This is a genomic window from Parabacteroides sp. CH2-D42-20, from assembly GCF_003670185.1.
In the GTDB taxonomy this organism is placed as follows: Bacteria; Bacteroidota; Bacteroidia; order Bacteroidales; family Tannerellaceae; genus Parabacteroides; species Parabacteroides distasonis.
The window spans coordinates 66,221-91,144 of sequence record NZ_RAYG01000013.1 but is presented as its reverse complement, the minus strand read 5'-3'; the positions used below and the strand labels follow the sequence as shown (position 1 = coordinate 91,144).

16 protein-coding genes and 1 pseudogene are annotated in these 24,924 nt (G+C 43.4%); 4 read left to right on the top strand and 13 right to left on the bottom strand.

The genetic code is table 11. The annotated features are described in order from the left end of the window. Positions 1 to 109 precede the first annotated feature (109 nt). The 8 genes and pseudogenes from D7V92_RS10065 to D7V92_RS10030 all read right to left on the bottom strand — a co-directional run bounded on the left by D7V92_RS10065 (position 110) and on the right by D7V92_RS10030 (position 10,546). The gene (locus D7V92_RS10065; protein ID WP_081032003.1) at positions 110 to 277 is read right to left on the bottom strand and encodes a TIGR04149 family rSAM-modified RiPP; all 168 of its coding nucleotides are present in this window, start codon (positions 275 to 277) and stop codon (positions 110 to 112) included. 142 nt (positions 278 to 419) lie between these two features. After that, complete coding sequence (murF, locus tag D7V92_RS10060; RefSeq protein WP_121772804.1) at positions 420 to 2,438, bottom strand: UDP-N-acetylmuramoyl-tripeptide--D-alanyl-D-alanine ligase; 2,019 nt, start codon at positions 2,436 to 2,438, stop codon at positions 420 to 422. Between the two features lie 17 nt (positions 2,439 to 2,455). After that, positions 2,456 to 3,235: a response regulator transcription factor gene (locus D7V92_RS10055; RefSeq protein ID WP_157395831.1), complete on the bottom strand. Its 780-nt coding sequence runs from the start codon at positions 3,233 to 3,235 to the stop codon at positions 2,456 to 2,458. Positions 3,236 to 3,266: 31 nt separating this feature from the next. Beyond that, positions 3,267 to 4,901 (bottom strand): glycosyltransferase family 32 protein, encoded by a 1,635-nt coding sequence (locus D7V92_RS10050; protein WP_121772803.1) that lies wholly within the window; start codon positions 4,899 to 4,901, stop codon positions 3,267 to 3,269. 199 nt (positions 4,902 to 5,100) lie between these two features. Beyond that, positions 5,101 to 5,469, bottom strand: a complete 369-nt coding sequence (locus tag D7V92_RS10045; RefSeq protein ID WP_005863867.1) for a DUF3244 domain-containing protein — start codon at positions 5,467 to 5,469, stop codon at positions 5,101 to 5,103. Positions 5,470 to 5,586: 117 nt separating this feature from the next. After that, positions 5,587 to 7,311: a hypothetical protein gene (locus tag D7V92_RS10040; RefSeq protein ID WP_087345106.1), complete on the bottom strand. Its 1,725-nt coding sequence runs from the start codon at positions 7,309 to 7,311 to the stop codon at positions 5,587 to 5,589. A gap of 338 nt (positions 7,312 to 7,649) precedes the next feature. Beyond that, the gene (locus D7V92_RS10035; RefSeq protein WP_121772802.1) at positions 7,650 to 9,218 is read right to left on the bottom strand and encodes an ATP-binding protein; all 1,569 of its coding nucleotides are present in this window, start codon (positions 9,216 to 9,218) and stop codon (positions 7,650 to 7,652) included. Between the two features lie 282 nt (positions 9,219 to 9,500). Next, a pseudogene (locus D7V92_RS10030) lies at positions 9,501 to 10,546 on the bottom strand (6-bladed beta-propeller). A 128-nt stretch (positions 10,547 to 10,674) separates the two neighbouring features. Here D7V92_RS10030 and ruvB point away from each other — a divergent pair. Beyond that, positions 10,675 to 11,700 (top strand): Holliday junction branch migration DNA helicase RuvB, encoded by a 1,026-nt coding sequence (gene ruvB / locus D7V92_RS10025; RefSeq protein WP_008778665.1) that lies wholly within the window; start codon positions 10,675 to 10,677, stop codon positions 11,698 to 11,700. Between the two features lie 11 nt (positions 11,701 to 11,711). Next, complete coding sequence (locus D7V92_RS10020) at positions 11,712 to 13,208, top strand: lipopolysaccharide biosynthesis protein (RefSeq protein ID WP_008778664.1); 1,497 nt, start codon at positions 11,712 to 11,714, stop codon at positions 13,206 to 13,208. Here the strand turns inward: D7V92_RS10020 and D7V92_RS10015 are convergent. Next, positions 13,205 to 15,292 (bottom strand): sensor histidine kinase KdpD, encoded by a 2,088-nt coding sequence (locus tag D7V92_RS10015; RefSeq protein WP_121772801.1) that lies wholly within the window; start codon positions 15,290 to 15,292, stop codon positions 13,205 to 13,207. The two genes, D7V92_RS10020 and D7V92_RS10015, sit on opposite strands and share 4 nt — an antisense overlap. A gap of 132 nt (positions 15,293 to 15,424) precedes the next feature. Between D7V92_RS10015 and D7V92_RS10010 the strand changes: the two genes are divergently transcribed. Both D7V92_RS10010 and D7V92_RS10005 read left to right on the top strand, forming a co-directional pair. Further along, a complete protein-coding gene (locus D7V92_RS10010; RefSeq protein ID WP_121772800.1) occupies positions 15,425 to 16,783 on the top strand; it encodes a TIGR00341 family protein in 1,359 nt (452 codons plus the stop codon). 29 nt (positions 16,784 to 16,812) lie between these two features. Then, a complete protein-coding gene (locus D7V92_RS10005) occupies positions 16,813 to 18,945 on the top strand; it encodes a S46 family peptidase (protein ID WP_370036228.1) in 2,133 nt (710 codons plus the stop codon). A 139-nt stretch (positions 18,946 to 19,084) separates the two neighbouring features. Here D7V92_RS10005 and D7V92_RS10000 read toward each other — a convergent pair whose 3' ends face one another. From D7V92_RS10000 to D7V92_RS09985, 4 genes are all read right to left on the bottom strand, one after another. Then, complete coding sequence (locus D7V92_RS10000; protein WP_005863886.1) at positions 19,085 to 20,254, bottom strand: aminopeptidase C; 1,170 nt, start codon at positions 20,252 to 20,254, stop codon at positions 19,085 to 19,087. 73 nt (positions 20,255 to 20,327) lie between these two features. After that, the gene (locus D7V92_RS09995; protein WP_121772798.1) at positions 20,328 to 21,938 is read right to left on the bottom strand and encodes a dipeptidase; all 1,611 of its coding nucleotides are present in this window, start codon (positions 21,936 to 21,938) and stop codon (positions 20,328 to 20,330) included. A 27-nt stretch (positions 21,939 to 21,965) separates the two neighbouring features. Further along, positions 21,966 to 23,006, bottom strand: coding sequence for a S9 family peptidase (locus D7V92_RS09990; protein ID WP_036613828.1), 1,041 nt, complete (start codon positions 23,004 to 23,006; stop codon positions 21,966 to 21,968). 120 nt (positions 23,007 to 23,126) lie between these two features. Then, complete coding sequence (locus D7V92_RS09985; protein WP_051635790.1) at positions 23,127 to 24,890, bottom strand: DEAD/DEAH box helicase; 1,764 nt, start codon at positions 24,888 to 24,890, stop codon at positions 23,127 to 23,129. Positions 24,891 to 24,924: the final 34 nt, after the last annotated feature.

The window sequence follows — 24,924 nt, the reverse complement described above, 5'->3', positions numbered from 1 at the left end:
TTAGTTAATCATATCTCCCAATAAGCAAGAAGTTGTTTACTGGGAGACACATGTTATAAAATCTGTACAATACTACTACAAACTAAGCATGCGTTTTTTCCACATAATGTCAATATGCAGCACCAGCACCATTCGAACCTCCTCCAGTGTTTTCATAGCCAGAAACGCCTGCACAAGCACACTTGCATTGACAACCTCCTTTTAAAGCATTTAGTTCACGCTTTTCCAATTCGGCTTTTCTGAATTCATTTAACTTAAGTTTACCTAATGTTTTCATTTTCTTACGTATTAAATTAGTTCATTATTAATAATATATATTACAAATATAAGTGTGTGTGTTTATTTGATAATTAGCCTAATTGAGTCTATTTTGCGCTTATTGCTTCAGGCCATCATAATTTAATATTAATTATAACACATTATAGTAAATGAATGATTGTCTCTAGATGGATTCTATTAGAGCCTTTGATTAAAATTTCATAACCTTGGAGTGGGTTAGTCGATAAATACCGATATAATGCCTCAACGTCAAGGAAACACTGATAAATAGAGCTCACTGCCGTAAACTGATCACCACAAAGTAGGATTTTTTCAAAACCATATCTATTAAGTGCCTCTATTATTTCAGCATGGTACTGCAAACTGTTTATCCCTAATCCGAGCATGTCTCCTAAAATTACAGCCTTAGGTTTCGCTTTCAGTGTGGAAAAGCTAGCCAAAGCAGCATGCATACTACAAGGATTTGCGTTAAAGGTATCAATTATTAGCTCATTACGTAACGTTTTTTTCCACTGTGAACGATGATTAGTGGGGATATAGTCGCTAATCACACGATTAATTTCTGAACAAGGAATATCAAAATGAAGTCCAACAGCAATTGCAGCTAATGCGTTCCACAGATTGTAGTTACCTGCCATGTGTGTTGATATGGTATACCCAACTCCGGCATTTTCCCAATTAAAACAGAGACACGGTTCTGAACTTATCATTCGACCGGAAACAAAAGCATCTTTACTTTCACCATAAGAAATTTGCTCTAAACCTCTGGCTATGGACTGAAGATGTGTATTTTCCTTATGGATAAATATTTTACCACCAAATTGGCGTAAATAATCATAAAGCTCACCTTTGGAACGTATCACACCTGCAAGTGAGCCGAATCCTTTGAGATGGGCCAATCCCACATTAGTGATAATGCCATAACAGGGTTGGATAATTCGAGCTAGTTCTCGTATCATTCTAGGGCAACAAGCACCCATTTCAATAATAGCTACTGTATGCTCAGGTTTTAAGCGTAACAAAGTAAGAGAAGCACCTAAAGAAGCATTTTCACTTCCCTTTGTAGATACTAAATTGTATTTGGTAGAAAGTACGGCTGTTATTAAATCTTTAGTTGTTGTCTTACCACATGTACCTGTAATACCTATGACTGGCGTTTTTAAAATTTTGTGGTGAATTTTTGCTAATTGCTCCAATGTTTGCAGAACATCATCTACTAATATATAGAGATTGTTAGTTATTACCATGGGGTTATCGACAACTGCATAACGGCATCCCGCATCTAATGCCTTTTGTGCAAATTTATTGCCATCGTAAGAATAGGTTTTTACAGCGAAAAAAAGAGAATTAGGCAAACTCATCTGGCTATCTGTACAAATGACTGGATATTCTTTGAAAATTTGATACAGTTCAGAGATAGGCATATAGGATAATCTATTTTTTTGTGGTAAATAATCGTTATTTTTTATTAGCCATGAACCTAAAAAATAATGGATAGCAATAGCATTTTGTAGTTTTTTTTCCAATATCTTTTCATCTGCTTTACCATGAATATAATTTTTCACCTCTTCTCTTGAGAAAGGAGATACTAGTTCTGCTGGCAAAATATCAACTGTATCTTTATTATGATAATTTTCATAGAGGTTGGTTAACATTGACGCCCCTGTAGTATTTAACACATCTTGATATTTATTTCCTGTATAGAATATTGGTGTGGTTTGAAGATGCACAATAATATTGATAAAAAATGGATGATTTGGAGGTGTAATGATCAATGCATTATTAATATAGGGGACTTTATTACAAAGGCGATAATGTCCTTCTGGTTCCGAAGCAAAATGACATTTACTTCCATCCAATATATATCTATCGAAAGATTCTAAACATTCATAGTCAAAATCCACATACAAACCTCCTATCTTATAAAGAATTAGGTAGCGTATTACATGCCAACGTTGCACATTATATTGATATCCAAAGTAGATATCAATCATTTCTGGATAGTAATCGTAAATAAAATCAACTATTCGGCTTTCATCCCAAAACTCATATTTCCAGTCAGGATGATGCTCTTTCCAAGTTTCACCTAACAATTTATATGCGTCCCCCAAATATTCGGTACGTCCCTCCCAAATCTGATGAATTATCTTTGGAATCATAATAATGCAGATTGATTTTATTTATTTATTTTAATGTTTAATAGGTGATAATAGTCGCAAAATTCAATAGCCTCCTGTATGGAATGTGCTTTTAATTTATTAAATAAAGATTTTATCTGATTACGTATAGTATTTTGACCTTTGTATAAATCATTAGCTATCTCTACCGTATTTTTACCTTGTTTGGCAAGCATAAGTATCGCTTTCTCTCGTTCTGTAAGCAGTTCTCTTGTTTGTTGTTTCCAGCGTCTAGTGATAAAATTATACTCTTCGTATATTAATATGTTTTTGTTATGCAATAATAAATTTCCAGTCTCTTTGTAGGTTGAGCTTCCTACAATACAAATAAAGTAGCGCAATTGGTTATTTAGACAAATAGGTTTCATCCGTTGATATACCATTTGTGATAGGAAGCGTGATGAAAAAGAATATTTGCGAAGCAAACGAAGGGTACAAGAAAAATAATCTATTTCATTCCATTTATCTTTTCGGTCATTTAGGTATTGAGGAATGATCTTAAGTATGTTTGTCCATAAAGGCAAGTCATCAGGATGGATTATTTGTTTATAGAAATCATAGCCAAGCTTCATTGCCTCTTCCGTGGAATGATCGCATAAGAAAAGGTTATCAGGTTTAATATAGCAAAATCGCTTTTGGACCACGTCAAATACATAAAAGCTATCAGTGGTAAGTGAAGAAAACACTTTACAATATTGAATAAATGCAGACTCTTGATCATTAGTGGTATCTGTTATTTTCCCGGCATATTTGGGAAAAAAATCTTCAAAGGTATTCATAATCATATTATTTTTAGGTTAATTCTTTAGTTTACTCGTGCCAACTGCCGAAGAAATAATGTATCGCAAATGATTTTTCAACTTTGCTCTCAATAGTCATAGATGTTTCCTCTTTCATGATTTTTCTTATATCTGAATGAGTTATAGGAGCGATGAGTTCTGCCGGAATTAACGTAATCCGTTCCTGATATTTACTATTATCATATATCCGAGTTGTTAGAAATGGGCCTGTGGTGTTAAGTATTAATTCTACTGAATCAGTGTATGTTCCGGCTTTTGTGTTATCATAAAAAACTGCATCGATCAACTCTTTGAAATAAGGATGCTCCGGAACTGTTGCCATAAAAGCATTTCCAACAATGTAAGGTACATGGATACGGACAGCGTGAGCTTCCGGTTCCAATCCCATGGCACATTCTGTATTACATAATATAGGGGTGATATTTTCCGTACATTCATAATCCATGTCTACATATAGACCACCAAACTTATAAAGTATTAAATACCGGATTGCGTCCCAGCGTTGTACATTATGTGAAAAAGCATTATAGGCCGGAATAAATTCCGGATAATAGGTTTTCAAAAATGTCTCAATATCATTTTTATTCCAAAACCGATACTCCCAATCGGGATTTAGCTCTTTCCATGATTGGGAGATCTCGACTAAAGAAGGAGGTGGTCCCGCTAAATCCTCATAGATCTGATGAATGATCTGTGGAATTTTAGGATGTATATGATTATTTCGGATTGCGGCGACAAAGTGCTCTTTTAAGTAAAAGTATTCTTTAGGCATATACAGTTCCTCGAAAGATGTATTATATTCTTTGGTTTGTGAATATAAATCGGCTTCTATGTCCGGACAGATGAAAGATGGATGAACAATATGGTCGATTTCCTCGTTTTTGATGTTGGTAAATGGATGATTTTTTATAGCATGGGGCATTTTGTCATAATATGCGATCTTTGTTATTAAATTTTTGTTTGGAATGATCGATAATCGATTATTGATAAGGTTCGTGTATGCGTATTTTACCTCCCAAAAATGTTCATTACTGTGATTTGCTATATTGAAGAGCCTGTTCCAGCGATATTGGAATGGAGCGTGAGAAGGTAAATTTGATAAGTAATCCAGTTGGTTAAAAAGATCGTACTTGTTTTCGTTAAGGCAGTGCTCTTGCCAAACTCGTCTCCAACCAGCCCATCCGGATACGTGGGTTAGGTTAGAATAATAGTAAGTTCCGTCTCCCCTGTTTTTACCGAATTGATAATTACTTCCGGATATATGTCCGATGCGTTCGTCGTTTCTGAATTTTTTTAGTAATGTCGTACAAAAACCAAAGAATGAAAGAGAGGGTACACAGTCATCTTCTAGTATGATTCCTTCGGGCTCTTGCTCGAAGAACCAAGAAATCGAATGAAAACAGTGTTTGTCGTATCCTTGATTTTTTCCCTGATATAGTTTAAATACTTGGCATTCCCAATCAATGTGGGAAACAATGGACGTTGTTTCCTTACATATTTTACACTGTGTGTCATTAGTTGATTCATCTACTGCTATATATAGTCTTCTCGGTTTCACCACTTTGATACGATCAAATACTTGCTTTATATTTGATCGATTAAAGGCTATAAGGAGAATCGCTATTTTAGGGTCGTAGATTATCATAATATGTATTAGTTCTTGATTAATGACAAACTTAGTATTTTTGTTAGGTTATGCTTAGAATTCCTAATAACATAATTCAATGCAAGCATCCAGGAAAAACGTATCATTGGGGGCACTGTACAGTGATTATCACAATAGTGATGGATCAACTATATAATACTGTTTAATCCTGAAGCTTGCATATGATAAAGAATAATACCTAATTATTTTGTATGATGAAATCTCCCGTAAGCTGCCCTAGGCGATGTTCTAACACTAGATAAAAGCATCCTGTGCCAGCCTGATCTAAAGAGATGGATACACATTCACCTGCTTCGCCGGAGACTACTTCGTTATATAGGATAGCTCCTTGCTCATTTACAACTTGGACAGTCAAATCATCCAGAGCATCTATAAAATGTATGCTCAATAAATTTCCGTCGATTGATACCGTTGGAGGATTGGGGATTATCGAACGATATCTTTCTTTACCCCATGTTCCTTCGGTTGGAACGGTATCTCCCAATACTACTTGAGGTAAAAATATACCTAAGCAGATAATTAATAAGGTCAACAAATGCTTATTCATGATATCTTATGGTTTAAATTTTTTGCAATTTAAAAAGTTTAATGAAGGTAAGGCAAGAAATCCAGAACAAAGTTCAGAACATATTTTTGTTCTGAACCTGTTCTGATTTGTATAGAGTTAAAAACCAGCGATAAACGAATTAAAATCCTGAACGCTTCCAGTTTTCTTAAAGATTTTTTTATAGAGACGAGAACGGAGTGGCGAGCTATTGTATCGCAATATCTTTGTCATCTTTGTAGAGCTAAGTTTTATCTTTGTCAAGTAACAAACCTGTATTTCCTTATAGGAGATCTTCGGATAGCTCTTCTTTAATCGTGCCGTAAAGTTATTGAAGGTTTGATCTAATAGTTTTTCTAATGCTCTCCATTCATCATCGGTTAGTTTTACACAGTCTTCCGTATGGATTTTTTTATAAATATCAGAGTCTTCCATTTGAGCAATCCGTAAAGATTGCCTCTTTTCATCAGCATCTATACTCTCATTATGAATTTCCAGTACTCTCTTCTCTTGCAAGAGCTGTTGACCTTCCCATCCTTCTTGTCGCTCTTTTTCCATGGCTATTAGTTGTTCTTGCAATTTCTCAATCTGTTGTCTGTTTTCTTCTTTTATCCGGAGATTGTTTTGACGTTGTTTCTCGATAGTCTGCTCCAATATCTCTTTTTGGTTTTTTATTTCTTTCTCTCTTCTTCGCCAATAAGAATAAATCCCTAAGCTTATAAAAACACATGCACAGATAATCAAAGCATACAGATAGCGTTCCTTATCTTTTTTCATTACTTTTATTTGAGACTGGTATAGTGCTTCTTGAATTTTCTGATAGTTGTAAAAATAATCCATTCTCCGGATTGACTCTGTTTCCACGATTCTATCGATAGAGTCTCTGCACGCTTCATATCTTTTATTTAAAGTGATACTCTCTATCCATGCGGATTGTTTTTCTTTTACATATGACAGATATTTCAATGCTCCCGCATGAGTTTGTAAAGAAGGGCTGCTTAATGCCTTTTGCAGATAATATTCCGAGGAATCGATTTGCGCTGTCTCTAAATAGTATTTGCCTAGCACCAAATGGGTCGGAAAACGTGACTCCTCTGTTCGAAAAAGCCGTAAGGCCTGATCTATATATTTTGCGGCTACCTCATACTCTCCCTTTTCTAAATAAATATTGGCTAATTCATTGGGAATAGTTCCGTTACCCATAGCAGGGGCATAAGGTAATGCCTCACGGTAAACCTCTATTGCATCGATGAGTTGTTGAGTTACGGTATATGCTCTTCCTAGGTCTCTTAACACGTAGGCCTGTCCTATCGTATCACGAATCATTTCGAAACAATTATTGGCTTGTTTCAAATAAGGAATTGCTCTTTCATATACATGTTGATAAGTGTAGAGCATCCCTATCTGATTATTGATTCGTCCTAGCAATGCATAGTCTTTCACTTGCTTTTCATCTCGCAAAGCCTTTAAAAAACATTCTTGTGCTTTCATTGGTTGATCGAGGTCATTATTTATCAGTCCTTTGTAATACCAAGCTTTCGCTTTTCGTTCCAGATCGTCTGTTTCCTCATAATAATCCGTCGCGATCGTGATCAGCGAGTCGGTTTCATGCTTAACAAAAGTTTTGTCTTGTGCTTCTGTTAACAGCAAATAATAATGTGCCTTATCTTTTCGGGATAGGTTTTCTTTGTTCTCTATTTGCTCAAGGAGCATTAAGGCGCTATCCGGATGTTGGGGCATAAGGTTCTCTATTTTTCGGAAGTCTATGGTTTGATGGCCCATTCCATCGCAAGAGATCCATATAATAGGTATTAGAATTAACAGGAAAACAATGTTTTTCTTCATCTGCGTATTATTTGTTGGCGATAAAGATAATACAAAAAGGCGAGGATATTCCGGCTGGAAAGTCCGACTTTTTTGAACGGTTTTTATTTCTGTTGTAAATGCATTGAATAACAGATTGTTACGCTAGATGTAAACTGTTTGTTTATGGCTTGTCAAATGAATAACTTACGAGTAGGGGTAGCCGTAAGCTTACGAGTTGGGAAGTGATTAGTTATTCACTTGAGGAGCCTTTTGGGGGAGAAGATATACTTCGATGCCACTTGAAGTATATCTTCTCCGGGCATAGGATATATACTGTATCGGCAAAGTAAGTATATCTGGATAAAAACATGACTTTTTCACCCAACCAGCCACTTCTCGATATTGCGGGTCTCGGAAGAGAAGTTCACGCCGATCTTGAAGACCTCCCGGTCGTCTCCGGCGAAGGGTAGGGCGTAGCCTTTCTCCTCGATCTGCCGCAGGGCCTCCTCGGCGGTTCCGTTGAGCTTGAACTCCATGATATAGATGTATTGGTTGGTTTGCAATACGAGGTCGATACGCCCGTTCGAGGTATGGTACTCCACTTGCGTGTACAGGCCGACCAGCTTGAAGACGATGAAGAGGATGTTCCGGTAATGCAGCTCCGTGTCTCGCTCCGGCTTTTGCCCGGCGATCACCTCGTAGGGTGTGTCGGCGAAGAAGCTTTGGAGGCGGTGGAAGAAGGCGTCGTAATTGCCAGACCGTATCTCCCGAACGAACTGTCCGATCTCGAAGGGGGTCTTAGAGGCTTGTATGCTCGTATAGAAAGGAAGTAGGTATTTGACGAAACCTTCTTCCACCTCCTTGTTCGGGAAACCCAGTCGATAAATGCCAAACTCAGGATCATAGCCCTTGATGGTCAGATACCCGCTTTGGTAGATGACGGGTATGGGATTGTTCGAGGCGGAGTCGATGCTGTTCAGCACATCGGCGTCGGTCTCCGTGTTGGCCATCTCGTAGAGGTCGTAATGGGTGTGCTTGAGCAGCTCCACGAGGTAGGAGGGTGTTCCGGTCTCGAACCAGTAGTCTCCGAATTCCATCTTAGCGAAGGTATTCAATAGGCTGAATGGATTGTATATACCCTCGGACTTGGCGGTGAAATGGTATCCGTCATAGCGTTGCTTGAGTTTTAGGCAGGTTTCCTCGTAGGTCGTCATTTGGGTATCAGCCAGTTCCTTCACTTCGTCATCCAGATAGGCATGTATCTCTTTCTCTGTGATGCCGCATATCTCGACGTACCGATTATCCATCGACAGGTCCATGAGGTTGTTGAGGTCGCTGAATACGCTTACCTTGCCGAACTTGGTCACGCCGGTCAGGAACGCTAGGCGGATATATCCGTCCATGCTCTTCAGAACGCCGTAAAACGCTTTCAGTATAGAGCGGTAGGCCTCCTGTAACTCCGGATTCCCGATCGCCTGTAGCAAAGGCTTGTCATACTCGTCTACCAGTATGACCACTCTCCGTCCTGTTCTCTCATAGGCACGGCGTATCACGCCGGTGAAACGATCGGATGGTGTTATCTCTCTCTCGTCTTTCCCCCACAGGTCTTCCCAAAGGTTCAGATAACGTCGTAATATACTCTCTAATGCCCCAGGGTCAGAATATCTCTCCGCATTTAAATCCAAATGTAAGATGGGGTATCTTATCCAGTCTTTTTCCAATTTCTCCATTGCCAGTCCCTCGAACAGCTCCTTCTTTCCTTGGAAATAGGCCTCCAGCGTGGACAGCAACAGGCTTTTCCCGAAGCGTCGGGGGCGGCTGAGGAAATAATATCGTCCGGTTGTTACTAATTGGTAGATTAGGGCGGTCTTATCAATATAGAGATAACCATCTTTGCGAAGGCTCTCGAAGTTCTGTATGCCGATGGGATAAATTGTCTGGTTCATATCGTCCTATATTTTATGCGACTTATAAGCAAAGTTACATAAAATATAGGAGAGGAACCGTATCTTTAGAAGTAAATTTTCAACAATAATATCTTACTATGAAGTCGATTTATAACTCGCTGATAGTAAGATGGATAAATATGCTTGTCGGATTTCCGTAAAAACACGTACATGTTTTCACGGATTCACGTACGTGTTTTTGGGGATTCACGTACGTGTTTTCCGAAAAACATGTACGAATAAAAAACAAGTCTGGAAAAATAGACAATAAGTAAGAAGTTTTTATTCCTTATACTTAGCCACCATAATCACGGGGTTGGATTCCTCATTCAATCCCGCTGCGATCTCATTCAAGCGGCCTTTCAGCTTACCTTTCCCGTAGGCTTCCACCAACTCATTGGCTTCTAGTTTCTTTATGAAAGCGATCCCATCGTTATTGATGATCTTTAGTATTCCATGTTCGTACCACATATTAACGGGTGTCTGATCTACGAAATCGTTATTATATACGACACACTCAAAGATAGCGTCCTCTTGTTTATCATATACCAAGTCGGTTCTGGGGAATCCGGTTTCTTTCTCAAAATCCCATTGTTTCTTTGTTGTTTGCATGAAATAATACCGGTCGGTAAGAATACTTGGATAAAGAAATACTTCCGGGGCCATAGAGCGGATAGGTGGAGTCCTTACGATAAAAACGGTGATATCTTATGCTCATAAGGGAGTTCGATTTCCTTGACAATGCTCCCGTCTTGTTTGGACAGGAGCCAAAATGCGCTTTTTCTCAGATTTTTATAATTGCCAATCTCATCGTAGCAGATTAAGTTGTCTTGATCGAAATTGTATATCTTCCCGCTATTGAAATTAAAATCTTTATCGTACTTTAAAGTTCGCTTAAAGTTTCCGGACAGGTCGTATACGATAAACTGGCTCGAATAGTAGTTGTTGATAAACAGCTCACCTTTCTCCTCATCGAGGGCAATAGACCCGATATTCGTGTATTCTTGGCTACCTTGGCCGCTGCGGTTGATTTTTCTCTGGCCTTTTCCGGTCCGGTCGAAGATAAATATATCTCCGTCTTGTCCGTTCTTGTTTCTAAGGATTATGAGATTTTTGCCGATGGCTTGCATGCTGGCTGAGGTTATGAATTCCTCATTCGTTTCTAATGGGATGTATTCCACATCCAAAAAGTCTTGAAGAATCAGTTCCTTCTTCGGATAATTTGCCGTGATATCCACGGTTAAAAAGTCGTTAGCCGGTTGCTTACCACTTTCGCATCCCGTTATCAGGAACAGGATCATCGCAGAGATTGTGAGTATAAGTTTCATGGTAGTATGTTTTTAAAGGTGTCCCTTTAGCAAACATATGCTTTTCTCACTGTTAGAAAAATATTTTATACATCTATTTTCGTGAATGTGTTGTTTAACATTATCTTTGCAAGTCAATGAACGTGAATATGGAAGATGATTTTGATATAAGGGATGCCCGGATGCCGGAAAACGAACGAGAGTACGAGAACGTGCTTCGGCCGCTTTCGCTCCGTGACTTCAGCGGGCAGGCGAAGGTGGTGGAGAACCTGAAGGTGTTCGTCATGGCTGCCCGCATGCGTAAGGAGGCGCTGGATCATGTGCTTTTGCATGGACCTCCCGGGTTGGGAAAGACGACGTTGTCGAATATTATAGCGAACGAGTTGGGGGTTGGTTTCAAGGTCACGTCGGGGCCTGTGCTGGATAAGCCGGGAGATCTGGCCGGGGTATTGACCTCGCTGGAGAAGAACGACGTGCTTTTTATCGATGAGATTCACCGGTTGAGCCCGATCGTGGAGGAATACCTATATTCCGCTATGGAGGATTACCGGATCGATATCGTGATCGATAAAGGACCAAGCGCTCGCTCGATACAGATCGATTTGGCTCCGTTTACATTGATTGGCGCTACGACCCGTAGCGGCTTGCTGACTAGTCCGCTGCGTGCCCGTTTCGGTATCAATATGCACTTGGAGTATTATGATATGGAGACGCTGACGAAGATCGTGCTCCGTAGTGCTAATATCTTGAATGTAAAATGTGAGTTGAACGCCGCTAGGGAGATCGCTTCCCGTAGCCGGGGTACGCCTCGTATCGCCAACGCTTTATTGCGCCGTGTGCGTGATTTCGCTCAAGTGAAGGGGAACGGAGATATCGATAAGGCGATCGCTTGCTTCTCTTTGGAGGCGTTGAATATAGACCGGTATGGCTTGGATCAGATCGATAATAAGTTGCTGACGACGATCATTGATAAATTCCAGGGAGGCCCGGTCGGATTAACGACGATCGCCACGGCTTTGGGCGAGGACCCCGGAACGCTAGAAGAAGTGTACGAGCCTTTCTTGATCAAAGAGGGCTTTATCAAACGCACGCCCCGTGGCCGTGAGGTCACCGATTTAGCTTATACCCATCTGGGACGCAGCCGGGTGGGGGAACAAGGTTCTTTATTTGATTAGACAGATACGATATGGCAGGAGGAATGAAGCGGCTCGCTAAAGAGACAGCCGTTTATGGATTGAGTAGTATAGTGGGGCGTTTCCTGAATTGGATGTTGGTGCCGATGTACACACGTGTGTTGGCCGGAACAGGGGATTATGGGATCGTGACGAATTTATATGGTTGGACAGCCCTGTTGCTGGTCTTGCTTACTTATGGCATGGAGACGGGGTTCTTCCGTTTCATCAATAAGAAAGAGGAGCAAGAGCCGATGCGGGTGTACGCTTCCGTGCTGTATTGCCTGCTGGGAAGTTCGGCGCTGTTTAGCGTAGCGGTTTTCGCCTTGTTACCATCTATTAGTGCCGGCTTGGGATATGGCGACCATCCGGAGTATATCGGGATGATGGCGGGTATCGTGGCGGTAGACGCTTTTTGTTGCATTCCGTTCGCTTATCTTCGGTATAAGGGAAAAGCATGGCGTTTCGCCGGGATTAAGTTGCTGAGTATTTTCTTGAATATTATCTTGAATATATTCTTCTTGATCACTTGTCCGTGGTTGCATACGCACTATCCGGAGGCGATAAGCTGGTTCTATCGTCCGGATTATGGGGTAGGCTATGTATTCGTGGCGAACGTGTTTACGACACTGATAACCTTATTGCTTTTGATCCCGGATATCTTGCCGGGCATACGGGCGAAAGTAGACGGAACGGTATTGAAACAAATCTTGCGTTATTCCTTCCCGATCCTCATTCTAGGTATTGCCGGTATCTTTAACCAGACGGCAGATAAGATCCTGTTTCCATTCTTGTTTGATGATAAGGAGTACGCGAACGAGCAATTGGGTATATACGGCGCATGCTTCAAGATCGCCGTGGTGATGGTGATGTTCACGCAGGCTTTCCGGTATGCCTATGAGCCGTTTATTTTCGCTAAAAACAAGAGCGATGATAATAAGAAAGCCTACTCGGAAGCGATGAAATATTTCATCATATTCGCCTTGTTTATCTTCCTCGGGGTAATGTTCTATATCGATATCTTGAAGTACTTTGTCGGGCCGGCCTATTATCCTGGATTACGGGTGGTGCCGATCGTGATGCTGGGCGAGTTGTTCTTCGGTATTTATTTCAACCTCTCCTTATGGTATAAGCTGATTGACCAGACACGATGGGGCGCCTATTTCTCCACGATCGGATGTGTGGCCACGGTCTCTATCATCTTGCTGTTCGGTCCCTCGTACGGTTATATGGCTTGTGCGTGGGCATCGTTCTTTTGTAATTTATTGATGATGCTTTTATCCTATTTTGTAGGACAAAAGAAATTCCCGATCGAGTACGACTTGAAATCCGCGTTTCTTTATTTCGGAGTGGCGACGGTGTTATACGTGGCAGGCATGGCACTGCCGATACAGTCTGAATGGCTCCGGTTGGGATACCGCACGATCTTATTAGGCGTATTCATCGCATTTATGGTTAAAAGGGATTTACCTTTACGAGAACTCCCGTACGTAGGACGTTTCTTTCGTTAATCGGTAGGTTCGGAGGGTTTGGACGGCGTGGCGATTGGCATCGTGATAACGAAGCGTGAGCCTTTCGTATAAGACGGATCTGTCTTTATCTTACCGTTTAGCCGGTTAACGATCAAGCGACATAGGTAAAGCCCCAGGCCAGAGCCGGGAATGAAATCATTGGTCTTCGTGAAACGCTCGAATATCCATTCCTGTTTGTCTTGAGGGATGCCGCAACCCGTATCTGTTACCGACAAGGTCACTAAATTGGCTCCGCTATCCAGATGGTATGAAAGCGTGATGCTTCCTTTCTCCGTGAATTTATTCGCGTTTGCCAGCAGATGCGAGATGATCAAACTGAAATAAGCACGGTTGGTCAAGACCATATCATTCTCCTTATCGCCTTCCACCACATAGTTGATCTCCGGCTTCTCTTGATATTTCTTTACCTGTTGCATCTCATGTAAACAAAGCTCATGGATACGTGTGGGAACAAGAGGAAGGGAATCATTGCCGCTATCGAGCTGGGCGATCTCAAGGAGATTGTTCAGCATGGAAGTCAAGTGGTAACAGTTTTCATAGATAATACGGCTGAAAGCCTGTTTCTCGTCCATGGAGATATCGTCGTTGGTGATGAGTTCCGAGAAACCGTTGATTGCGTTTAAGGGAGTCCGTATCTCATGCGACATATTCCGGATGAAGGCGGTCTTCATCTCCTCGCTTTCTTGTGCTTTCTGGTTCGCTATCAAGACCAGCTCGTTAGACTTCTGCAATGCCCGATAGAGGGATCTCATTTTGCCTAGCCGGAAAAAGATATAGAACACGGCGCATAAAGCTAGAAGCAATAAGGATATATACAGGTAATTCTCTTTCTTGCTTTTCTGTAATTCCAATTCCAATGATCTCTTTTCGATCACCAACTCGTTCGCCCCTTTCTCGATCTCCAGATTTTCCATTTTCTTCCTGAGTTCTTGCATACGTAAGGTGTCTAGCAATACAGCGTATTCCTTGGATGTCTCATAGGCTTCCTTGTACATCCGGAGGCTGTCGTAAGCGGCAGCTTTCGCGGACACATAGGCGATTACATGTTCCTTGTAAAGCGGTATCTGTTTGGAGAAATTGATCAAAGAGTCACTGAACTCAATGAATTTCTTATAGTCCTTAATACCTAGGTAATAATTCGATGAGGTGTAGTAGAGCTCATACTCCGGGGCGGCGCTAGCTGATTCCGGATAAGCCTTCAGCAGATTCATGAACTTACGGTAATAAGAGGTCGCCAAATCCTTTCCAATAGCCTCGGCGCTAATGGCAAGGTTTGAATAAGCGCTTAATAATTGACGTTTGTTGACTGCGTAAGGACGTTTCCTCATCTCCGGGATGTTAGAGTAACCTAAGATCGTATTTAGGTAACGGGTAGCATATTGTCCTCGTTCTTGAGGGTTACTCGCATAAGCGCATAGCATGAAATAGGTGTTAGGCAAGAAATTGTACGCATATCGTAGGGGCAGTTTTTCCGCCTCGGCCAGAACATTGTCGAAATATTCTCTTCCTTGCTTAAAGTCCTCCTTAAGCATATTTTCTTCCATAATGCTGTTGCTGACAGCCATACCAAGTATATAATTGCAGGCTATTTTCTCGTAGGGAGACAATTTATCAGGTTCTTCCAGCTTGAATAGGCAATTCATGAGGACTTTCTTTCTCGGTTCACCGGATGTATAGAATATGACGCGCGTATCTTGTATCATTTTCATGAACGACACGAGGCTGGCTCTGGCTTCTCCTTTTAGCTCCTGCTCGGCTTTGGCGATATAGACATTTGCGCTATCGGTTTGGTCCGTGTTGATATAATGCCGGAGAATCTCGGTCAATGCCGCTTCCTTATAGTAATTGTCATTCGCTTTTAAGGCTTCCTGATAGAGTTGTTTAGCGTTTACTAATATGTCATCGTTTCGTGAGATGTCCATTAAATTGGTAAGGATTTCCAATCTTGAGCGTTCGGAGGTTGCTTTTTGCAAGGCGTTTTTGAGTGAGTCTGGTGTGGTCGTTTGAGATGAAACGACAAAGGACATAAACAATAAGCATAAAAGCATTAGATATCGTTTCATACAAATAGGATCTCTTTTTGTTGTGTTACAAGTGCAAATATACGTAATCTCACTATAAAAAAACGATTAGATAGTTAGAAAAACAAACAATTGAAATATCTTTGCATAAATATGGGACAAGATTAATACCGCATGGAAAAAGGATTGCTACATAAACAGATTATGGATTTTTTTGTCCGTAATTTCGACGTCAGGCAGGACAAAGAGGACGAACTGGACACGATAGAATCTATTAAGAAGGGAGTCGAATTTAAGGGGACAAATTTATGGGTACTTATTTTCGCTACATTTGTGGCCTCTCTCGGATTGAATACGAACTCTACGGCCGTGATTATCGGCGCCATGCTGATCTCGCCGTTGATGGGACCGATCATGGGATTCGGCTTGGGATTGGGAATCTCCGATTTCGAGTTGATCAAGCGTTCGTTCCGTAATTTCGCTACCGCTACTATTTTTAGCGTGATTACCTCCACCTTATATTTCTTGATCTCACCGATCAGCGAGGCGCAAAGCGAGTTGCTTGCCCGTACGCAACCTACGGTATACGATGTATTGATCGCTTTCTTCGGCGGTCTGGCCGGAATCGTGGCGAGCTCGACAAAGAGTAAGGGTAACGTGATTCCGGGTGTAGCTATCGCTACGGCTTTGATGCCTCCGCTTTGTACGGCTGGATTCGGGTTGGCGAGTGGCAATTTGTATTACTTTTTCGGTGCTTTTTATCTGTATTTTATCAATACGGTTTTTATCAGTTTGGCTACGTTTGTCGTCGTTCGTTTGTTGAAATATCCGAAGAAAGTTTTCTTGGATAAACAACGGGAAAAGATCGTGACTCGTTACGTGGGTATCATTGTTTTTTTCACGATCGTGCCGAGCCTTTTCTTGAGTTATAACTTGATCCGGAGTAGTTATTTCAATGATCGGGTACGTAACTTCGTATCGGAGGAGTTGACTTTCCCGAATACGCAAATCTTGAATAAGGTCGTTACGGATACGAGCGAGAAAAAGGAGGTGAAAGTAGTCTTGATCGGCCAGACGGTACCGGATGAGATGATCGCTAACGCCCGGGCTAAATTGCCTAAGTATGGATTGAAAGATGTGCATTTAGTCGTGCAACAAGGCTTCGGACAAGAGGCCACGGATATCAATGAGTTGAAAAGCCTCTTGATGCAGGATTTATATAAGAATAGCGAGGAGGTACTACGTGCGCAGACCATCCAGATAGATTCGTTAAAACGACAGGTTGACAAATATCAGAGTTATAGGCGTTTGACATCCGAGTTGATCCCGGAGATGAAGGTTCTTTTCCCCTATGTAGTTGAGGCATCTTGCTCGAATACGTATATTGTGAATACGGAGACGGCGAAGCCGGATACGGTTATGCTGGTTTATCTGAAAAGTAAGACGATCATTAAAGATGCGGAACGTAAGAAGATCAGGGAATGGCTGTCGGCTCGTGTGGAAATGAAAAATATTAAATTACTAATCGAATAATTTAGACTAATCAGAGTAGAATGAAGTTGATGAAAAGAGTGTGGGCGGCTTTGTTGCTTTTAGCCGCTTCCGGCCAGTTATATGCCGATGAGGGCATGTGGGTGCTGAAGGAATTAAATAAGCAGAATTTGGCGAGAATGGCCGAGTTGGGTTTTACCCCATCCTATGATCAGTTGTATAGTGAGACGGATCCTTGCGTGGCGAACGCCGTGGTAATCTTCGGTGGGGGATGTACCGGTATTACGGTCTCTAACGAGGGATTGATCTTCACGAATCACCATTGTGGTTTCGGAGCCATCCAGCAGTTGAGTAGTGTGGAGCACGACTATCTGAAAGATGGTTTTGTCTCTCAAAGTAAACAGGAAGAACTTCCGGTTCCAGGCTTGACGGTACGTTACCTGAAAGAGACCGTAGACGTGAGCGATCGTATCAACAGCCAGATCTCCGGTATCGAGGATGAGTTCCAGCGTTTGTCGGCGGCTGATTCTATCGGTCGTGTGATTTGTGATTCCGTGGGAAATAATGAGTTCCTAGCGGCTGATGTTGTCCCTTTCTATAGCAATAATAAATATTTCTTGGTGGTGTACGATGTTTATCGTGACGTGCGTATGGTTTTCGCTCCGCCTAGCTCTATCGGTAAGTTCGGTGGCGATACGGATAACTGGATGTGGCCTCGGCATACCGGTGATTTTTCCGTATTCCGTGTGTACGCCAACGCAGATAATAAACCGGCGGAATACAACGCGGATAATAAGCCTTATACCCCGAGATATGTAGCGGAGGTGTCTATGCAAGGCTATCAAGATAAAGATTATGCCATGACAATCGGTTTTCCGGGAAGCACGGATCGTTATTTGTGCTCTTGGGGCGTGCAACAGCGTATCGAGAATAGTAATAAGCCTCGTATCGAGGTGCGTGGCATCAAGCAGGGCATCTGGAAAGAGGCGATGTTGGCTAGCGACGCTGTACGTATCAAATATGCTTCTAAGTATGCGGGAAGCTCCAATTATTGGAAGAACTCGATCGGTATGAATAAAGGATTGGCGAATCTAAACGTGATCGAACGTAAACGTGCGGAAGAGACGGCTTTTGCTGATTGGGTAGCGAAAGATCAAGCCCGGGGCGCTAAATATGGCGAGGTCTTGAATTTGTTGGAAAAAGGATATACCTCGACCAATAAGTATAGGGAGGCGTTGACCTATTTGAATGAGGCGTTTTCCAGTGGAGCGGAGATTATTCGTTTGGCTCGTATGGTGCAATCGGTGGATATAAACGGAGCTACTCCGGAAGAGATTACTGTCTTTTTAGAGGATCGTATCCAACCGTTCTTCAAGGATTACGAGCCGTCTTTGGATCAGAAGGTATTGGCCGCGATGATGAAGATCGCGAAAGAACGTGTATCTCCGGAGTTCTTGCCGGATATTTATACGAGCATTGATAAGAAGTATAAAGGAAATTATGAGAAATATGCGGCGGATGTATTTAAAAAGACTTCCTTATTGTCATACGACAAGATCGCCGAGATGTTGAGAAATCCGAAGCAATATGAGAAATTGAGAAAAGATCCGGCGGCGGAACTGAGCTTGTCCGTATTGGTGTCTATCTTCCAGTTACAGCAGTTGATGGGCGATGCGGAGTATGATATCGCTAAGGGAGAACGGTTGTATTTCGCTGGCTTGAAGGAGATGTATCCGGAGAAAGCTTTGTCTTCCGACGCTAATTTCACGATGCGTTTAAGCTATGGTTCTATCGGAGGGTATCGTCCTTATGATGCCGCATGGTACAATTATTACTCAACGGATAAAGGTATCCTAGAGAAAGAGGACCCGACGAGCGATGAGTTCTGGGTACAACCGGAGATACTGGATCTGGTTCGTAGCCGTGATTTCGGACCTTACGCGAATGAAAAAGGGGAATTGCAGCTGTGCTTCCTCTCGAACAATGATATCACTGGTGGTAATTCCGGTAGCCCGGTATTCGATAAAAACGCCCGTTTGATCGGACTTGCTTTCGACGGTAACTGGGAGGCGATGAGTGGTGATATCGCTTTTGAACCGGATTTGCAACGTTGCATCGGCGTAGATATCCGCTATGTCCTTTTCATGATCGATAAATGGGGTAAATGCCCAAGGTTGATTGAAGAGTTGAGGCTCGTTCGATGAGAGAAAAAAGAGATGGGCATCCATGATTTCCGCGGATGCCCATTCTAAGGAGCTAATAATGCCCATTGTAAGGTGCTTTGAATGCCTATTCTAACAACCTTACGATGGGCATTGTAATATCCTATACGATAGGGAAGTTCTAAATGCCTAATTTAGACTTGATTGCCTTTGGTATCGCATCCTTATGTACCATGATATAGATCGTCTTGGCACGGACAAAACTATCGGACATGTTCAAGTATCCGCCGAAAGTATTACGCTCGGTTCCCCAAGAGTTCTTCGTGATATAATATTTCGTGCCGTTTTGATCCTTGGCGATGCCGGTAAGGTGCATCAAATGGTCATCGGTGGTGACGAATGCCTCGAAGCCTTCTTGACGGACCTGCGGGGTGACGTTTACTTCCGGGAAAGGTTTCTCGAATTTGTAGACTTCCTCCAGACGTTCCTTCTCGTCCATTTTCTCAAAGCGAGCACGGTCGGTAGTCGAGTAATCTTCCACCTTCTTTACCTCCGGGTTGATCGCCACGCCATTCTTGAAAGAGAAGCCTTTCTCGCTCACGTCGCCATCCCAACATACCGTGTAACCATTATTTAAAGCATAATCCGCGACTTGCATCATCTCATCCAACGGGAGGTTATACATTTGCGCATGTTCCCAGTTATCGGGAACCTCTACCTCGAATTTCTGGTAATACGGATGATGCGTGAAGCTTGTCAGCTCGATATAATCGTCCATATTCAACCCTAGGGAGGCGGCGAATGTCTTCGGGGTATATTCCTTGCCTTGATAAGTGAATTTCTCCGGAAGCTTGCCTAGGTAGGTATCGAATAGGTTATCGATTAGTTTGTAATATTCCGGGCTGCGTTTCTTCATGTCCACGGCTGTCGTTGCGATCGCCTTGATGTATTTTACCATCTCGGCATGATTGTGCCGGTCGGAATCGTAGTTGATACCCGAGTACACCTCTTCCGGAACGATACCTACTTGGTTGAAAGCGTTCATGAAGGTGTGGGAGAGACTTCCTTGACCGATATTACCTCTGCCTTGGCGGACATAATTATCCTGCAACTGGTTCATGTATTTCTGGCGGACGATAAACATCTCAGAGAGATCGTACGTCCCTTTTCCCATACGGAGTAATTCCGACTCCATGAAAGAGGTCGTGGCGAAGCACCAGCAGGTTCCCGTGGATGCTTGATTCTTGACTGGCGTGGCGGGTACCTTTACTACATCCGTAAATTGGTAGCCTTGAGCGAATGTGCTCAAGGAACCTAACGCTAAGGCGCATGATAGAATGAATGTTCTCATTGTATATGAATTTAAGTTTATATTATTATTGTAGAGACGGGGTGTGCCTCGTCTCTACTATCGGATGTGGTGATTAGAAGCCTCTTTCGAATTGGGTCCAGAATGAGTCTCCCATTTCTCTCCAGCGTAGCATCGTGGCTCCGGCGAAATCGGCGGTATATCCGGTTAGGTATTCTTTTGCGGCCTCCTCACCTTGTTGGGTAAGAATCTCTTTGTAACGGCTCTCTACGAAAGGAAGTTCTGTCTGCCCTTTCTCCGTAAAATGGGCGATAGATGCTTTCATACGATCTTTAGTCGCTCCCCAACGTACGGTAGCGAGTTTATTGGCACGACGGAAAGCCCATACGGCGGCATCTTCCCGGTAACGGTGCTGTCCGCAAACCTTGAAGCAAGCCGGGAGATCTTTCGTCCCACAGAAGATGGGGATGCGGGGGCTTTGTCCGGGATTATCATAGGCCATCCAAACCACGCCGCCTACTGCATTGGGTAACCAGTCACGTAACTGGATCACGGTAGAGTAGGAGCATTGTGGTACGGCAACCAAACGGTAGCTTTTTACGGCGTCCGGTTTTAACCCATTCAACATGTTCACCATATCCCGAGTCATCCAAGGATTGGCTACCGGACTGATAACCGTATCGGTCTCGTTACTATCTTTTTTCTTTACGGCTACTTTCAAGTTCTGGGTCATATCGTATTCCGTACCCTCGTACGTTTCGGAGAGGAGAGCCATCACATCCGTTACGGATACTTGCCGGTCCGGTTTTACGCTGATGGGAAGTTCTTCCGCGTCATACGATAAACGTAAGGAAGGCGCTAATTTATTCAATATAAAGAACTCACGGATACTGAATGATTTCAGTTCACCGGCATAGTTCCCACCGGCATACGCTTCCCAGAAACGGAACGGTTTCTTTCCGTCCCAGAAGCCCATGCGCTTGGCTACCTCGAATACGTTGGCGGAAGCCATGCAATTGTCCGTATCTTTCGGATCGACCTTAGAGATACGCGGGATATTCGCCGATACGCCTACATGATCGTCGGGGATACGGATCGCCGCCCATACGCCACCGATCTTATCCGGACCCTCGCCGAAGACCTCGAAATGCCATACCTCTTTCGGATCCGCTATCGTAAGGCACTCGCCCCAGTCGCCATATCCGTATTTCTCGATCAACTCGCCCATCACACGGATGGCATCACGGGCGGTCGTGCAACGTTGTAAGACGATTCGCTGAAGTTCCTCGATCATGAACATACCTTTCTTGTTGACAAGGGCTTTCCGGCCGGTGATTGTTGTTTCCCCGATGCCTAGTTGCTTCTCGTTCAGGCAAGGATAGGCCGTGTTGAGGAATTGATACGTAGACTGCGCTTCGGGCAGTGTTCCTTTCGTTATCATCCCCCGGGTTCCCTCGGCATATTCGGTATGCATACGTCCGGTATAGACCGTGGTTGTCGTATCGTGATCGTACGAGGCGGAAGGTACGATATCCATCCAAGTGCGGTAATTGCTATCGCAGGTGTGGCTAGTCATCACGGAGCCATCCGCCGAGGCTTTTTTACCGACCATGATACTCGTACAACTCTCCGGGTTCAAGATCGGCTCCGGATACTGGATTTGTTGCGCTACCGAAACGGATAGGCTGGCGCAAAGCATAAGAACATAGGTAAAAAGTTTCTTCATCTTTCTTGTGTTATTTAGATGTTTGTATCAATTAAATTTGTAGGCCGCTTTTCGTACGTCTTTTACGGATTTGAATGGCTTATTGGGTTTTAGATGCTTGGCGAGGAACTGGTAGATGCCGAGTCGTATCTCGGAAGCTTGTTTCGTGTCGGTCCGGTCGAAGCTATGGGCACCGGGAGCACGGTCGAATATTTTGTAGTCGAACTTCTTTCCTTCGGCCTTGAGAGCGCGTATCATATGCTCTACTTCCACTACGTTCACGTCATCGTCGCTAGTATTGGTATGGATGAGCAGGGGATCTTGTAGTTTTTCCGCGTGCCAGACCGGTGAGCGGCGTTTGTATTCCGCCATATCCTCCCGGGGAGTCTTCCCGATATGGCCTTCGTCGGAGAAGATTTTCCGATAATCATCGGTGGAATATCCCATGCGCATGATCACGTCGCTTACCGGTACTCCGGCGAAACCGCATTTATATTTACCGGGGTAGGTGAAGAGGTTCATCAGTGTGATCATTCCCCCGTGGCTCCATCCCATGATACCGATACGATTGGCATCTACAATATCGAAATTCTCTACCATATAATTACGACTAACGTAGACATCCTCGTTTTCCAATCCTCCGTAATCGATATTATCGTAAGTAGCTTTGCCATACCCCGTGCTACCCCGGTATTCAGCGGAGACCACGATGTATTCCTGGGCGATCAGTTCCCGGACGATATGGGCGTAATACGTGTTGAAATCCGCATGTACACCACTATGCGGGAGAACGATCAAAGGATATTTCTTGTCGGGATCCACACTTTTAGGGATGAAGATATAAGTCCAGAATTTCAGTTCGTTTCCGGCGCTCATCCCGGTAGGATTCGTTTCTTTCCAGCGGGCGGGGCCGCAAAGGTAGACTTTGTCGATATGGGCGATGTCGCCCACTTTCTCGTACCATAGGAGGTCATCTACCTTCTTTACGACTTGGTCAAAATCATGTTGGTAGTTTTGCGCTATGGCATAGTCTGCTCCGAATATAAAGAAGAGGCAAAAGCAGGAAAGATGTTTAAGCAGTGTCTTCATGTGACTTATCTTTGAATTTGTGATTGACTGTGATTTTCCGGCTGTAAATATACAATAAAAGAAGCGTGATCCGTAATAAACGAACCACGCTTCTTTGATAAATTATGTATAAGTTGTATGTTACTTGCGTTTCTTCCTGCTACGAGGAGTGTCCTCATAGAATTTGCGCTTCGGTTTGTCGTCACTACGGCTGGAACGTCTGCCGCCACGGTCACTTTCCCGGCGGCTGTCTCTGCCTCCTCTACCGCTATCCCGTCTGTCTCGGAAGCCATTGCCTCCACGACTGCCTCCACGAGGACTACGTCCACCTTTTCCTCCCTCGCCTTTCGCTTGCGCCGGTTCCACGGAGATACGTCGTCCGTCTACCTCGAAGCCGTTCATCGAGTCCATGACACGGTTGGCTTCTCCCTCTTCTACCTCGAAGAATGAGAAATTATCACGTAAGTCGATACGACCGATACGAACCTTGCCCGGTACGCACTTGTTGACTAACTCAATAAGTTGAGGAGGCGTAAGCTCGTCTGTCTTTCCGAAGTTGATAAAGAAACGGGTGTAACCTTCTTCCGCTTCGCCTCTGCCACCCCGTTTACCTCTCTCTCGGGGAGCGTTCTCGTCTACAACCTCGATATCATCGTTATCTTTATAATAGTCGATCATCCGGTTGAACTCCAAGGATACGACACGTTTGATGATATCTTCCTTATCCAGCCATTCCAATTTACGGTAGATAGAAGGCATCAAACTGGCGATTTCCTCCTCGTTCACTTTCACTTTCTCGATCTGGTCCACCAAGTTGAACAATTGCTTCTCACAGATTTGCTCACCGGTAGGCATCTCGCCCCTGTCGAATTTCTTGTTGATGATCCGTTCGATCTCGCGAATCTTGCCTTTTTCCCTTACGTGGCAGATAGAGATAGCGATACCCGTTTTTCCCGCACGGCCCGTACGTCCGCGGCGATGGGTATAAGATTCTACCTCATCCGGCAGACCGTAATTGATTACATGGGTTAAGTCATCCACGTCCAAACCACGTGCGGCTACGTCCGTAGCGACCAATAACTGGATATTCTTGATACGGAACTTCTGCATCACGTAGTCACGTTGCGCTTGGCTCAGCTCGCCGTGCAAGGAGTCGGCGTTATAACCGTCTTGAATCAATTTATCGGCGATCTCCTGTGTCTCCTTACGGGTACGGCAGAAGATGATACCGTAGATGTTCGGGTAATAATCGGCTAGACGTTTCAAGGCGAGATATTTATCCTGCGCACGAACCATATAATAAATGTCGCGGATATTCTTGTTTCCCTCGTTCTTCCTGCCAATGACGATCTCTTTCGGATCCTTCATGTATTTCTTGGTGATAGAGGCGATCTCTTTCGGCATGGTAGCGGAGAAGAGCAGCATATTTCGGTTTTCCGGTATAGCCGCCAAGATCTCGTTGATACTGTCGGTGAAACCCATGTTCAACATCTCGTCCGCCTCATCGAGGATGACGTTCTTTACGTTGCTTAAGTCAACCGTCTTGCGGTTCATCAAGTCGATCAAACGTCCCGGGGTAGCCACTACCACGTGTACGCCTCTCTTCAGTGTCTTGATCTGGCTCTCTATACTGGAACCTCCGTATACAGGGAGAACCTTCAGGTTATCGATGTATTTAGAATAATCGTTCAAATCGTCCGCTATCTGTAGGCAAAGCTCGCGTGTCGGACAAAGGATAAGCGCTTGAGGTTGATATTGAGAGACATTGATCTTTTGCAGGATCGGCAGGCCGTAAGCGGCTGTCTTGCCGGTTCCTGTTTGTGCCAATGCGATTACGTCGTTATCTTCTCCCAGTAAGAAAGGAATCACTTCTTCCTGTACGGGCATGGGCGATTCATAGCCCATCTCTTGAATTGCCTTTAATATCGGTGCGGCAACT

Bases quoted from the DNA above. Each gene is read 5' to 3' on its own strand.
- D7V92_RS10045 (WP_005863867.1), bottom strand. From the start codon at position 5,469: ATGAATAAGCATTTGTTGACCTTATTAATTATCTGCTTAGGTATATTT.
- D7V92_RS10015 (WP_121772801.1), bottom strand. From the start codon at position 15,292: ATGAAACGATATCTAATGCTTTTATGCTTATTGTTTATGTCCTTTGTC.
- D7V92_RS10065 (WP_081032003.1), bottom strand. From the start codon at position 277: ATGAAAACATTAGGTAAACTTAAGTTAAATGAATTCAGAAAAGCCGAA.
- D7V92_RS09985 (WP_051635790.1), bottom strand. From the start codon at position 24,890: ATGGGCTATGAATCGCCCATGCCCGTACAGGAAGAAGTGATTCCTTTC.
- D7V92_RS09995 (WP_121772798.1), bottom strand. From the start codon at position 21,938: ATGAAGAAACTTTTTACCTATGTTCTTATGCTTTGCGCCAGCCTATCC.
- D7V92_RS10005 (WP_370036228.1), top strand. From the start codon at position 16,813: ATGAAAAGAGTGTGGGCGGCTTTGTTGCTTTTAGCCGCTTCCGGCCAG.
- D7V92_RS10010 (WP_121772800.1), top strand. From the start codon at position 15,425: ATGGAAAAAGGATTGCTACATAAACAGATTATGGATTTTTTTGTCCGT.
- D7V92_RS10055 (WP_157395831.1), bottom strand. From the start codon at position 3,235: ATGAATACCTTTGAAGATTTTTTTCCCAAATATGCCGGGAAAATAACA.
- murF (WP_121772804.1), bottom strand. From the start codon at position 2,438: ATGATTCCAAAGATAATTCATCAGATTTGGGAGGGACGTACCGAATAT.
- D7V92_RS10020 (WP_008778664.1), top strand. From the start codon at position 11,712: ATGGCAGGAGGAATGAAGCGGCTCGCTAAAGAGACAGCCGTTTATGGA.
- D7V92_RS10035 (WP_121772802.1), bottom strand. From the start codon at position 9,218: ATGAACCAGACAATTTATCCCATCGGCATACAGAACTTCGAGAGCCTT.
- D7V92_RS09990 (WP_036613828.1), bottom strand. From the start codon at position 23,006: ATGAAGACACTGCTTAAACATCTTTCCTGCTTTTGCCTCTTCTTTATA.
- D7V92_RS10040 (WP_087345106.1), bottom strand. From the start codon at position 7,311: ATGAAGAAAAACATTGTTTTCCTGTTAATTCTAATACCTATTATATGG.
- D7V92_RS10000 (WP_005863886.1), bottom strand. From the start codon at position 20,254: ATGAGAACATTCATTCTATCATGCGCCTTAGCGTTAGGTTCCTTGAGC.
- ruvB (WP_008778665.1), top strand. From the start codon at position 10,675: ATGGAAGATGATTTTGATATAAGGGATGCCCGGATGCCGGAAAACGAA.
- D7V92_RS10050 (WP_121772803.1), bottom strand. From the start codon at position 4,901: ATGATAATCTACGACCCTAAAATAGCGATTCTCCTTATAGCCTTTAAT.